This window comes from Rhodospirillaceae bacterium, from assembly GCA_016712715.1.
In the GTDB taxonomy this organism is placed as follows: Bacteria; Pseudomonadota; Alphaproteobacteria; order Dongiales; family Dongiaceae; genus Dongia.
Map to the genome: position 1 here is coordinate 1,225,359 of JADJQM010000001.1, position 14,296 is coordinate 1,239,654.

Consider the following 14,296-nt stretch of genomic DNA (forward strand, 5'->3'; position numbering starts at 1 on the left):
AAAAATAATTTAACGTTTACGATTCACAACCCAAGAACACGCCACTTCTGGTCTTAAACACCGCGCCCCGCTCTCTATGCCTGACGCATTGCCAGAACTTCAAATGGGGCGAGCAGCTACCACCACAAGACCATCGATGTCTATCGTCCACAATCGCGCCGCAATCACTAGAAGCTACCTGCTACCAACACCTCCCAGTTCTTTGCCGACCTATTCGATCTCTATCAACGCCATCTCTTGTCAGTTCAGACTACTCGGCACCGATCCTCAATGGCATGCCACTCTCCTTGGCGGCCGGCAACGACACAGTTACCGTCGTTCCCACACCCAACTCACTAGTGATTGAATAGCTCCCGTTCATATTCGCAACTAGCGCCTTCGTAATAGCGACACCGAGCCCAGTTCCTCCATGACCGCGAGAATAGGCGCTAGATGCCTGAAAGAAGGGGTTGCCTACCTCACGAAGGTGCTCCTGGGATATCCCCACCCCGCTATCAGCGATTGATATCGAGACGACGCCACCAGCATCCTCCTTTTTGGCGCCAATCGTAACAATGCCGCCATGGTGGGAAAATTTCACCGCATTCGACAAAATGTTCAAAAGCACTTGATGCAAAGCTCGCGCATCAGCGCTTATCCGGCCCAACAGGTCACCGCCACCAACTATAAATTTTACACCCCGCTGCTCAGCCTGGATTTCCATCAACTTCAACGCAGCGGCTAAAGACTCCATCAACTCGAGATCCACTATCGTCAGGTCACGCTTTCCGGCTTCAATACGCGAGTAATCGAGAATGTCATTGATCAATGACAAGAGATGGAGGCCACTATCTTCGATATCGGCAACGTACCCCTTGTATCGGTCATTGTTAATCGGCCCCATTTTCTCCTGGCGCATCAATGAAGAAAACCCAATGATTGCGTTGAGAGGTGTTCTTAGCTCGTGACTCATGTTGGCCAGGAACGCCGACTTCGCTCTAAGTGCATAGCGCGCCTGCTCAAGAGCGGTCTTTAGCTTGATGTCGTCTCGCTTCTTCCCAGTAATATTCTGTATAGCCCCACTCAGCTTCACCACTTTGTTCTCACGGATCAAGGGCGCCCCTGTAATCCGCACCCACAGATCATTTCCCTTTGCGGTCCTCAGCGGCAATTCCAGATCCCAGCTACTTCTGGAGACTTTCGCTTCATCAATAGCTGACTCAAGACGCTTCCTATTTGGCGGATCATAGAATGATAGAAATGTTGAAAGCGAAGGCTGAAGGGCGACATCTACTTCGTGGATTTTCTCTGTCTGCTGAGACCACACCATCTTTTCAGACACTAAATCAAGCTCCCAGCCTCCAATTTCTGCTATGCGTGACACATCGCTAAAGAACTTGTCTCTTTCTACTAGGATGTCGAAAAGCTGCTTCTGCTCAGTAATATCCTGCGCAATCAGCACATATCCAACGATGCCATCACTCACGTCCCGCATTGGACTCACTATCAACTCAACTGGGAACTCACTTCCAGATCGATGCCGGTAAGTCCACTCTCTACGTTCAACTCCATTTCTGTCAGCAACATCTGAAAGCGCTCTGAATTCATTAACTTCAGCACCGCGCAGCTTAGACAGCTCCGCCGCACGCATGCTCAATTCACCATCCAGATTAAATAAAGTCGCTTTGTGACGACCTACTACATCGCTCGCGTGGTATCCAAGCATCCGTTCAGCACCGGCGTTAAAGATCTGAATGGTGCCATCTGTGTTGGTTGCAATGATCGCAACTTGTGTCGCACTTCGAAGCACGTTGCTCAACACCTGCATCGTGCGAAGGAGCTCTTCCTCCACCAACTTGCGATCGGTAACATCATAACCTATGCATACAAAACCAAGATGTTCACCACCGCTCTCAATATTCGGGAATATGGTAGTGTCGACCCACACAAACCTACCTAATTTGTTCGTATACCTTACCTCTCCGTTCCACGTTGAGCCCTCCACTACCGCCAGATTCACTTCCCTAACGAACTCTTCAATTCTTGGGTCTAGTGTGCCAATGAGATAACGTTTGCCATCCAGTTCACCTTCATTGAACCCAAGCAGGTTATGCATTCTCGTGTTTGCGAAGGTGATATGGCCTTCTCTATCAGTCGTAGATACAACTAAATGAACGTCGAGTGCACGCTGATAACTTTGGAGTTTATTCAGAGACCCTTGGGCTCGTGCAAGAGAGTCAACCGCTTGCTTCTCTAACTGTCTCCTTTCCGTGACGTCGAGTTCGATAGCCACAAACCCTTCGTGATCACCATCTTCATCAAAGATTGGGCTGCATCTCACTTCGACCCAGTAGCTTGAACCGTCGGGCCTGTAGTTGAGTAGGGTTTCATGAAATCCGCGTAGGCTTTTCAAGCCAGCTGACATTCTGGCAATCACCTCCTTATCGGTATCAGCTCCCTGAAGCACATCTCCTGGCTTCTTACCTAAAAGGCAATCCGCTGAAAACCCGGTGATCTGCGAACACGCCTGATTTGACCATGTCACTCTGCCGTCGGTATCCGTAACAAGTACGCCATTAATTGTCTGATCAATAATCCGAAGTAGACGGCGCTCCGACGCACGTGCCAAGCGCTTACCAATTTCACTGATTCTTTCTGAGGCAATTGTTGCCACTTGTTGTATGATATCTTGATCTATATCAGTCCATGGCAATGATTTATTCGCGGTTAAATCCACCCAGGCTTCAAAAGACTTGCGCGGCCGCAGGCGCTGCGTCTCCTCGGAACCATTTTCAACCTTCTCTGGCTTGCCAGCCCATATATCCACATACGGCGAACGATACCTGAGAACTAGCAAGGCGCCACCGCCATCAATTGGCATATATGCCGCACCACACCAGGTGTCGGTCTCAATTCCAATCTGCGCATCAAGCTCTTCAATCGTCTCAGACAAGTTATCCGTAATTACAATGTTGCGCTGCCCTACTGGCGACATCGATGACATAACTTGTCGCGCATTTAGCTCTGTCAAAGACGGCGTTGATGTGAAAAAACGGTTCTCGAAAGTTAGGCCTATCGCATCACAGTCCACTAATTCCTGCAGCACCGATGCCGCTTCCGGCAGCACTTGCGCAATGTCGACGCAATTCACCAACCTTGACTGTAAGGCTGTCAGTTCTTTTGTGATGTGCACTCTGAAAGCAGCAGCTTCTACATCTTCATACTCGGCAATTGCATTCCCTGCTGCAATTGCAATTAGTTCACATATCTCACGCTGCTCCGCTCCAAGAATACGCCTCGAATAGTGATGACACGCCAGCATTCCCCAGAGTTCACCATCTTTCACCAGTGACATAACCAGTGTTGCTCTTACACCCATGTTCCGTAAATAAGCGATGTGGACCGGCGAAATGCAACGAAAGTCAGCATTGGAAAGATCTAAAGGAGACGAACTGTGCGCATCGCAATCGGGCCATATTCTGACAGGACAGTCATCAATGTCAGATATGATGCGCACTTTCTTACTGCGATAGAGTGCCCTGGCCTGTGCTGGTATGTCCGAAGCTGGGAAATTCTGATTGAGAAACCTCTCCGTTAAGTGGCCAGCCGCACTTTCGCCGATGATCCTTCCATTAAACTCCTTGTCAAACTTGTAAACCATTACTCGATCGTACCCAACAATTTGCCTCACTGTCTCAGCAACGACGCGAGCAACCTCATCTAAAGATCTATGCTTACGTAACTCGCCCAACCCGACAATCAACTGCGACACAGGTCGCAAGAGGTCTTGAGATTCCGCATGTAGCGGCTCGATCTCAATGACCACCAGGCCAGCATTAGAAAAGATGTGCAATGAGTATGCATCAGCGGGCCGCGTACTCAATTGAGGGGGCGGGGCGATCCGATGGTAACGATCTCCCTCGCGCCATCCAGCAGAACAATCTTCACTATTCGACACAACATCCCATATCCATCGCGTTTCACTAATCTGGTCAAATCGCTTCCCAACCATTTCGCGATATGACACTCCAAGGTAGTTCTCTATGTTCATGCTCACATGGCAAATTTCAAAACTACGCCGATCAAATGCCACAAGTGCACCAAGTGGCTGAATGGCTCCGGGAATGCGGATTGGTTCTCTAGCGCATTCGTCGAGTATTTTGCTAGAACGGCTCATAACACTGCACGATCAAAGCATTTCTTATACACTGAGAATGCCCAGTCAGCAGCTCTGAGAACATCGCCGTGATAGACATGCGGCACTTCAAGGGATTTCTGTACTACCTGGTTCCACTCGCGCTCCAAGTTAATGTTTTCTCCCATTAGAAAAGCTGTTGGCCACTTATACTTGGACGCGCATCGCGCTATTGCACGCCCACCTCGACTTGACCCAACCACGACGTAGTCAATACCCAAGGCTATCGCCTCTGGACCGCCATGCAAACCAGCGACATCCCCACTCAGAGACAACCCTAGCGACCTAAAGCCAAGCTGTTCTAGGTCGTTCTTAATGCTGTTGATGCGCCCTTCAATGTTAGAGGAGACCATCGACACTCTGGAGACCTCACGCAGTGCAAGATAGAATCCAACGAGGGTCGTCGCGTAGTGTCTTGCCGTTGCTTTGCCGGAGAACATCCACTTGAAGACTAGATGAGTGTGAAGCTCATCGTGAGTACCACGCGTATATACTCGTAGATGATCCATGAGACAAATGGTCCCAGGTTCACCCTGACATCTATCTACATCCTTGGTTGAAATTTGCACTATTGATCCGGAGCATCTATTGGAAAGTGGCTGTCAATCTTCTGTCGTGCCTCGTCATGCCAACGCTGGCTTTCTGCATTTGCGGATTCAATCACCAGCGTCAGTCGGTCAATGCAGTTCGCCATTCCTCAAGAACTTGAACCGCCTCGCACAGGTTGCTCACGCTGGCAATTGTCGACTACGTTACCGATCTCGGCGCGAATGGACAGTACTACGTCCTGCAACCTGTCACGGGCAATGAGCATCTGATGCAGGTCGATTACCTTTGCATTTGGCTCGTTGACGACCTTACGGACTTCATCTGGCTGTCTCTGCTTTTCAATCAGTGTTTCAAAGGTGTTGGTAAGCTCCCGCACCTTTCTTCCAGTTGCCCTTGCAAAATGGAGTGATAGAAACTCAACGTTGTCGTTGGACATTGTTCGCCTTCGGAATGTGACTAGGCTGTTTCCGCCGCCCTCTACGCCCGACGTATAGCTGCAAGAAATTCGTCTACTTGGTTTTTTAGCCGTTCAGATTGGTTAGCCAGTTCTGAAGACGCGCTCAAAAGCTGCTCTGCCGACCCACCGGTCTCTTGCGCTGCCTGCTGCACCGCGCCAATGGAACTACTAACTTCAGTAGTTCCTGTTGCCGCTTCTTGAACGTTGCGGGCAATTTCATTTGTTGCTGCCCCCTGCTCTTGTACAGCCGATGCAATGGCAGCGCTTATCTCATTTACTCGGTCAATCGTCCCGCTAATCTCTCGAATGGCACCAATAACCGTCTGCGTAATCTGTTGCATTGAGACAATCTGAGCACCTATTTCCCCTGTTGCTCTTTGCGTCTGTGTAGCGAGGCTCTTCACTTCGCCGGCCACGACAGCAAATCCTTTGCCAGCTTCACCGGCACGGGCCGCCTCGATTGTCGCGTTAAGAGCCAATAGATTTGTCTGATTTGCGATATCAGAGATCATGGTGACGACATCGCCAATCTTGTTTGCAGCACCTGCAAGTTGATCAATGCGCTCGTTTGTCACCCGCGCCTGATCCGCCGCCGCTCTGGCGATTTGGGCACTTTCGGTGACCTGCCGAGAGATCTCTTGAACAGATGCTGTCAGCTCTTCCGCCGCACTGGCGACAGTCTGTACATTGGCACTGGCCTGCTCCGCAGCCGCTGCGACGGTAATAGCAAGTTGTTGACTTTGATCGGCCGTGGCGGTGAGTGTTTGAGCACTCGATTGCATCTCGGTTGCGCTTGATGCGACGATTTCTACGACCGCCTTGACGTTCTCCTCAAAGTTATCCGCCAATCTGACTTGCTGGGTGATAATGGCCCAACTAAGTAGCGGCCCCATGTAGTTACCTGATGCATCTCTGATCGCCGAGATCCGCAGGTCGATAGTCTCTGGCCCCAACTTTATTTTTGCGTTCCACGGAAGTCGTTTGGGGTCTCCAATAATCGATCTTTGGTGAGAAGGGTTCTTATGGAAAATGTCGATGTTCGTTCCGATAAGGTCTTCTACACGCATAGGAAGATGCGATTGCAGCTGCGTTAGGGTTTCAAAGGACTTCTTGTTAGCGTAGGTAATTACAGCGGTCTTTGGGTCTGCAGTCATTATGTTGATCGGCATCTCATTGACGATCTGCCCAAGGCGGAATGCGTCGCGCGCTTTTTCGCGAAGCCCTTCGAGACTTCGAGACATGACTCCCGTTTCGTCCTTTGCGTTCATACCCATGACTGGGGAGTCGAGATCACCCTGGATCATGGAGTTCATTCTTAACGTCAGGCTCTTCAGTGGTTTAATCACCTGCCGCAACACAACAAGCCAACTTGTCGCTGTTAGAGCTATCGCCAGCGCTACCATTGCAATGGCAAAATTACGGCCAAATGCGTATTCTGATTCCGCTTCCGCGTGCACGCTACGAGAGTGTTCGATGATCACATTGGCAAGATTCACCACTTCTGCCGTGATAGGATCAATCGTGTTGTAAACTTCATTCTTTACGAAGTCGTCGAGCTTTGCCTGGTCTTTCCCTTGCAGCACAGTAATGAGCTTTTCTGTCGCTTTGTCCGCTAATAAACGTGCTGCTCTAATGCGATCAACAATAACCTGCTCTTCCGGAGGATGGGTTGCGCTCGTGTATTCATTTAAGCTAGAGGTCACACGATTGAACGCTTCCTGCACCTGCAGAAGGCTCACATCCCACGTCTGATTTCCATTCCTGGCCTTATGCGCTGCATCTACAATATAGACTGCATAATCATCGGAGATCGTCTTTAAGGTCACGATTTCCTCGACATACTCATTCACTAAAAGGTCAATCTGGTCGTTGGCAGCGCTGAGCCTATACAAGCCCGTGCCGGCAATTGTGCAACCTACAAGACCCAATGCGCTCAACACTGAAAGCAACTTGGTACTGATGTTCATAGCGCCCTCGTGAAGTCTGTGATCTATGAAAGACGAATATGTTGTAGAGCTGCTCTAAACAGACCAGACACCTACATTATTGTTTCGTGTCTACATATATTTGTCCTAAATGGTTATCAATGTGTGAACTTGCTGCGCATATTTGTGCATAGGTGTCTTATAGGGTGCCGGGGTAGCCGGTCCCTGAGGTCGGCCCTGGCAGCATTTTCCTAATGATCAGCCACCAATTTCCGGCAGATCGGATGAATCAATCCGGCTTTGAGCCGCACTGCAACTACTGACCTTTCTGCCACGAAAGAAAGCGCAGTTGTCAGATTGGCCTTTTTTCGTCTGTTGGCCGATGGCCGAATTGGCGTCTATACCGTTGAGCGAAGTGAGATACTGAAACGAAGCCACAGGCGACGGCTGTTTCCGTAATTGTAATCGTTGTGTACTGAAGAAGTTGTTGCGCTCTGATGAGCCGACACTGAAGAGAGTAGAGGTTAGGCGTAGTCCCAAGATGCTGCATGAATAGTCTTTGCAGTTGTCGGGCTCCGATGTTCAGTCTACGTGCAATCTCTTTGGTGGTCACTTTCTCGTCCGCGGCGTATCGGAACGCCTGCATGGCATGCTTCAGTTTTTCGTTTCGTACTGATAATGACGAAGTTGGGTATCTTCGATAGCTCGACTGCATTCTGTATGGATGCCCCACGTTGAAGACTGTGGCGACTGATTGAGCAATGTCTTGGCCGCACTCTTGCGCAACAATCAACAGAGAAAGGTCAATAGACGCTTCCATTCCGATGCAGGTGACAACATGCTCATCAAATGAAATAAGTTGGTCGGAAACGCGCTGAACACCAAAGAGTTCGCACCAAGCATGATAGTGCCGAAGATGCGTACTGATCTTGCCTTGTCGAGCAAGCCCACTTTCGGCGACAATTCTTGTCGCAGATCCAATTGCAATGACTCGCGCTCCAGTAGCTATCTTTTGTCGGAGTGCCGCAATCAGGAGAAACCATTCACCTCTTGGGACTGCATCTCCTGCTAACACAACAATGTTCGAGACATCTTCTAGCGCGCGCCTTCCTTCGGTCTCAATTGAGATGCCGTTAGACGCCGTTACCTTCTCTGAATAGGAAGTCAAATGAATTTTGAATCTTGGTTCTTTTAGGAGTGAATTCGCCACGGACAATGTGTCTGTGATTACCCCTAGATCAAACAGATCAAACCCCTCAATAAGCAGAATTCCAATCCCAGTGCCTTCCTCCGTCTTATATGTCTTTGCAAGAATGCGAGGCAGACGATTGGAACTCTGCGCTTCGTTCAACGATGATTGCTGACGCAAAGCAGTTGCTTTCCTGGTCATACTCCACTCCTAAAACACCACCTGCGTCGCCGTTGCCAGTTCCGCCATCGGGATGTGGCAGGCGATGCGGTGACCGGCGGGGGAGACTTGTTCCGCGGGTGGCGTGTCGTCGCAGATGGAGCCCACCTTGCGCGGGCAGCGCGTCGCGAAGGGGCAGCCCTTGGGGCGGTTCTGCGGGCTGGGGATATTGCCTTCGAGGATGATGCGGCGTTGCTTGACGTCCGGATCCGCGATCGGCACCGCCGACATCAGCGCTTCCGTATAGGGGTGGTAGGGCGGCGCGAACACATCCGTGACCGAGCCATATTCCATCACCTTGCCGAGATACATGACCGCGACATGGTCGGCGAGATAGCGCACGACCGAGAGATCATGGGAGATGAAGAGCAAGGTCGAGCCGCGCTTCTTCTGGATATCGACCAGCAGGTTGATGATGGCGGCCTGCACGGAGACGTCGAGAGCCGAGACCGGCTCGTCCGCCAGGATCAATTCCGGCTCGCCGGCGAGCGCCCGGGCGATGGCGACGCGCTGTTTCTGGCCGCCGGACAATTGGCGCGACTTGCGGCTGGCGAATTCCAGCGGCAGGTTGACGGTCTTCAACAATTCGTCGACCTGGCCGCGCGCTTCCTTGCCGCTGATGCGCTTCAGCTTGAGATCGCCCGTTCCATGACATAGCCGATGGTATGGCTGGGATTGAGCGTGCTTTCCGGATTCTGGAACACCATCTGGATCGAGCGCTTGGTATCGCTATCGCGGTCCTCGACCGCGGTATTGCTGTCCTTGTCGGCGAGGATCACCTTGCCGCCGGTCGCGAGTTCGATGCCGGTGAGGACCTTGGCGAGGGTCGACTTGCCGCAGCCGGATTCGCCGACGATTGCCAGGGTTTCCGATTTCCGGGCAGCCAACGTGATGTCGTCGACGGCATGGACATCATACCCGGTCGAGCCGAACATGCCGATCGCCTGATGATAGGTCTTCTTGACGTGGTCGAGGCTGAGGATCGCCGGCTGCGACGTGAACTCGTTGGCGGCCGCATCGGCCGTGCCGGCGCCCGGACGTGCATGCTTGGGCAATTCGGCCATCCGCACGCATTTCACCCGGTGCTGGCCGCTGGCCCCGTAGGTCGAGGTGGGAATGGCCCCCGCGGTGCAACGCGGACCATCGGCATCCGGACAACGGGGGGCAAAGATGCAGCCCGGCGGCCGGTTGAGGATCGGCGGGACCTGGCCCGGAATGGCGCTCAAGGGCCGCGAGCGCTTGTCGGCGTTGAGCGTCGGGATGCAATTGAGGAGACCGCGTGTATAGGGATGGCGCGGATCGCGAAACACCTCGCCGATGGGACCCTCTTCGACCAGCTCGCCCGCATACATGACGCCGATGCGGTCGCAGATGCGCACGACGGTGCCGAGATTGTGGCTGATGAAGACGATCGAGCTGTTGCGCGTACGGCGCAACTGCGCGACGAGGTCGAGCACAGCGGCTTCGACCGTCACGTCGAGACCGGTGGTCGGCTCGTCCATCACCAGCAGCGACGGCTCCGACATCAGCGCCATGGCGATCACCACGCGCTGCTGCTGGCCGCCGGACAATTGATGCGGATAGCGCGTCATGATGCGCGCCGGGTCCGGCAGATTGACTTCCCTCCAGCATCTGCAAGGCGCGCTTATACGCCTGATCCTCGCTGATATTGGAATGGATGAGGGGCACTTCCATCAGCTGCTTGCCGATCGGGATGACCGGGTTGAGGCTGCTCATCGGGTCCTGATAGACCATGGCCATGCGGCCACCGCGCAGCTTGCGCAACTCCTCGTCGGACATCCTGGTCATGTCCTGGCCTTCGAACAGGATCTGACCGCCGGTGACGCGGCCGGCACCACCCAGATACTTCATGATGGCAAAGGCCACCGTCGACTTGCCGCAGCCGGATTCGCCCACCAGACCCAGGGCTTCGCCTTCATAGAGCGTCAGGCTGATATTGGGCACGACTTTGGGCTCGCCGGCGCGGACGAAGTAGGAGATCGAGACATTGCGCAATTCCAGGATCGGTTTGCGCGTCTCGGTCCTGGCTTCGATCGTCGCGGCGGCGCTGGTGCTCATCGGTGCGCGTCCTTCATTCACTTAGTCGCGGATGCTGATCTCGCGCATGCCATCGGCCAGCAGGCTTCGGCCGACCACGAGCGATGAAATGGCGGCGGCGGGAAACAGCGACATGTGCGGATAGATGCTCATCATCGCATAGGTCTCTGACCATGCCGCCCCAATCAGGATCGGGCGGCGGCAACCCCAGGCCGAGAAAGCCGAGGACGCCGATGGCGATGGTGGTGTAGCCGATGCGGAGGCACGCATCGACGATGAGCGGCCCGCGGGCGTTGGGCAGGATTTCCACCAGCATGATGTAGAGCGCCGATTCACCGCGCATCTTGGCGGCCGCCACATATTCGCGTTCGCGCAGTTCCAGGGTCATGCCGCGCACGATGCGGGTGATCTGCGGCGATGAAATGACGATGACGGCGATGACGATGTTGATGGCCGAGGGACCCAGCTTCATGATGACGATGATGTAAAGCACGATCGCCGGGAAGGAGAGCACGATGTCTGAAATGCGGTTGATGAGATCGTCGACCCAGCCGCGATAGTAGCCGGCCATCAGGCCCATCATGCAGCCGATCGCATAGGCACAGAGCACCGCGATCGGTGCCACCTGGAACACCGTGCGTGACCCCAGATGATCCGCGAGAGAATGTCGCGGCCGGAATTGTCCGTACCCAGCCAATGCGCGGCTGTGGGCGGCGACATCAGCGCTTCCATGTCGTTTGCATTGGGATCATAGGGCGAAATCAGCGGCGCGAAGATCGCGACGAAGACCCAGAACAGGACCAGGAACGCGCCGACCATGCCGACCGGCGATTCCTTCAGCAGTCGAATGCGGTTCCAGGTAAGGGCGATGATACCGTCGTTAGACATCTTGCCCTGCCTTAGCTGAAGCGAATGCGCGGGTTGAGCATCATGTAGCCGAGATCGCCGGCGATCTGCGTGCTGACCGAAATCAGCACGGCAAACAAGGCCGCGGCTTCGACGACGGCAACGTCCTGGGCAAGGGCCGCTTCCAGCAGCATGCGGCCGAATCCGGGATAGGCGAACACCGCCTCGACCACCACGACGCCGGTGACCAGGTAATTGATCTGCAGCAGGATCACGGTGAAGGGCGCGATCATGGCATTGCGCAAGGCGTGCTTCAGGATGACGGCGCGGAAGTTCAAGCCCTTGAGGACGGCGGTGCGGATATAGGGCCTTGTCATCACCTCGACCATCGAGGCGCGGACCATGCGCACGACATAGCCGAGGTCATAGAGCACCATCACCGCCACCGGCAGGATGAGCTGCTGCCAGAGCGACCATCCGGTCCCGGTTTCGAGGGGAGAGGTGCCGGGCAACCAGGCCAGCCAGATCACGAAGATAGAGGCCAGGAACACGCCGGAGGCAAATTCGGGCACCGAGGTGGTCACGATGCTGGCCACTGAGATGGTCCGGTCGAGCGCGGATCCTTCACGCATGCCGGCAGCGATGCCCAGAATGATGGAGAGCGGCACGATCACGGCAAAGGCGGTGCCGGCCAGCAGCAGGGTGTTGCCGAGGCGGTCCCAGATGATGGCGTTGACCTCGGTCTTGTACAGCGTCGAATAGCCGAGATCGCCGGTGAGCGTATTACCCAGCCATTCGCCATAGCGGACGATGACGGGCCGGTTGAGGCCCATCTCTTCGGTCAGGATGTCGACCTGGTTCTGGGTCGCAAAAGGCCCGAGGACCTTACGTGCGACCTGACCCGGCGTGAATTCGAACGCTGCGAAGACCAGCGCCGAGACCACCAACATCGTGAAGGCAAGCAAAGCTATACGCTTGGACAGAAATGCCAGCATTGTCCACCGCTCGGGGAAAGAAACGGGAGATGTAAATTCCATCTCCCGCGTCGATTCAGTCTTACTTATCCCACCACATAGCTTCGCAGAAGTAATACTCGGTCGGGTGCGCCAGATAGCCCTTCAGCTGCTTGTCGAAGGGCTGGTAGCTCTGACGCCACAACGGCTGGACGATCGGGCCTTCTTCCTGCATCAGGTGCTCGATCTCCTTGATCACTTCCTTGCGCGCGGCGAGATCGACCAGGCCTTCGGCCTTGGTCAGCAGCTCGTCGAACTTCGCGTTCTTGAAGTTGCTCTCGTTCCATGGCACGCCGGTCCGGTAGGCGAGACCCAGCACCGCTGATACCGAGCGGACGATGGGTCCACACGGTGAAGCCGAACGGCACCTTGGTCCAGACGTCCCAGAACTGGGCCGAGGGCAGAACGGTGAGCTTCACGCGGATGCCGGCTTCAGCCCATTGCTGGACCATCGCCTGGCAGGCCGTCGGCTCCCAATCGGGATCCTTCTTGGCGTGGAGTTCGACATCGATACCGTCCGGATAGCCGGCGTCGGCCAGCAGCTTCTTGGCGGCGTCGAGGTCGCGCGGCATCGGCATGTCGACGAATTCCGGATGGACCGGCGAGACATGGTGATGCTGGGCCGGGGTGCCGAGTTCGCCATAGGCGATCTTGGCAACGGCGGCGCAGTCGATGGCAAGACGCATGGCCTTGCGCACGCGGGGATCATCGAACGGCTTCTCATCGCAGTGCATACGGGCAACCGCCGTCTGCGCCGTGTTGATCTTGTGCAGTTCGACATGCTCCAGCTTCTGGATGCTGGGATAGACCTTGATGTCGGCGTCATAGAGACCGTCGACCTGCTTCGAGGCCAAGGCCGCGAGCTTGGTCGCCGGATCGTCGCCAAGGTCGATGAAGTGCACTTCATCGAGATAGGGACCTTCGCCCCAATAGTCCGCGCGCGCCTTCAGGACGACCTTCTTGCCGACTTCGATTTCGGCTGGTTCGAACGCGCCCGTACCGATGGCGCCGACGCCCCACTTGCCTTCGTCCTTCGGATGCAGAATTAGGGCCGGGTAGTGGAACAGGTTTTCCGGCACAGCCAATGTCGAGACCTGGCCGTTGAGCTTGATGGTGTGATCGTCGATCTTTTCGATCGCGTTTGCATCCCACAGCTCGGTGGTCATCTTCGGGTTGCCGGCTTCATCCTTCTGGCCGGTATCGACTTCCTTCAGCATGAAGCCCTGGAACAGGCCCAGCACCGACGAGCCCACATTGGGATCGAGCCAGCGCTTGATGTTCCAGATGATATGGTCGGCGTTGAGCATGTCGCCGTTCGACCACTTCACGTCCTTGCGGACGCGCAGCGTCCAGGACTTGAGGTCCGCACTCGGTTCCCAGCTTTCCAACAGGATGGGAACGGTGATGCCATCGCCCAAGGTGCGGGTCAGGTAGTCATTGGACTGACGCACGATGTTGGAATCATAGACCCACGAGAACGTCGCGGGATTGTCGACGGCCGGAACGCGCGCACCAATGCGCAGGACACCGCCCTTTTTCGGGGTCTGCGCCTGGGCAGCACCGATCATGTCACCGCCGAGCACCTTGCCGGCGATGCCATAGGCAACGCCCGCTGACATGCCGAGCAGTGTCGCGGTGCGCAAGAAATCGCGGCGACCAATATGTCGCTGCTCCAGCGCTTCGACCAACCGGGGAATGTCCGGATGATTGCCGTCGCCTTTGCCAGATCGAAAAGTCATTATAAACCTCCCACTTTTGTTGGTTAAAGATACGTCACCATTACAATCCTTATGCTTACTTAAACCACTTAAGGTGCGTTTCTGTTCAATCGTGGTACTATACCAACGGTGCTCATCTAACGAACGC

The 14,296-nt window shown here is 54.6% G+C and carries 5 protein-coding genes and 3 pseudogenes; all 8 read right to left on the reverse strand.

Features of this window, described 5'->3' with window-relative positions:
* Window positions 1-250 precede the first annotated feature (250 nt).
* The 8 genes and pseudogenes from IPK59_06080 to IPK59_06115 all read right to left on the reverse strand — a co-directional run bounded on the left by IPK59_06080 (window position 251) and on the right by IPK59_06115 (window position 14,169).
* A complete protein-coding gene (locus tag IPK59_06080; protein MBK8158352.1) occupies window positions 251-4,156 on the reverse strand; it encodes a PAS domain S-box protein in 3,906 nt (1,301 codons plus the stop codon).
* A 715-nt stretch (window positions 4,157-4,871) separates the two neighbouring features.
* The gene (locus tag IPK59_06085) at window positions 4,872-5,159 is read right to left on the reverse strand and encodes a hypothetical protein (protein MBK8158353.1); all 288 of its coding nucleotides are present in this window, start codon (window positions 5,157-5,159) and stop codon (window positions 4,872-4,874) included.
* Between the two features lie 41 nt (window positions 5,160-5,200).
* Entirely contained in the window at window positions 5,201-7,147 is a 1,947-nt protein-coding gene (locus tag IPK59_06090; protein ID MBK8158354.1) for an MCP four helix bundle domain-containing protein, read from the reverse strand.
* A 310-nt stretch (window positions 7,148-7,457) separates the two neighbouring features.
* Window positions 7,458-8,495 (reverse strand): helix-turn-helix domain-containing protein, encoded by a 1,038-nt coding sequence (locus tag IPK59_06095; protein MBK8158355.1) that lies wholly within the window; start codon window positions 8,493-8,495, stop codon window positions 7,458-7,460.
* Between the two features lie 9 nt (window positions 8,496-8,504).
* Window positions 8,505-10,592, reverse strand: a pseudogene (locus IPK59_06100) (ABC transporter ATP-binding protein).
* Window positions 10,593-10,613: 21 nt separating this feature from the next.
* Window positions 10,614-11,459: pseudogene (locus tag IPK59_06105) on the reverse strand (ABC transporter permease).
* An 11-nt stretch (window positions 11,460-11,470) separates the two neighbouring features.
* The gene (locus IPK59_06110) at window positions 11,471-12,412 is read right to left on the reverse strand and encodes an ABC transporter permease (protein ID MBK8158356.1); all 942 of its coding nucleotides are present in this window, start codon (window positions 12,410-12,412) and stop codon (window positions 11,471-11,473) included.
* Window positions 12,413-12,473: 61 nt separating this feature from the next.
* A pseudogene (locus IPK59_06115) lies at window positions 12,474-14,169 on the reverse strand (ABC transporter substrate-binding protein).
* Between the last annotated feature and the right edge of the window lie 127 nt (window positions 14,170-14,296).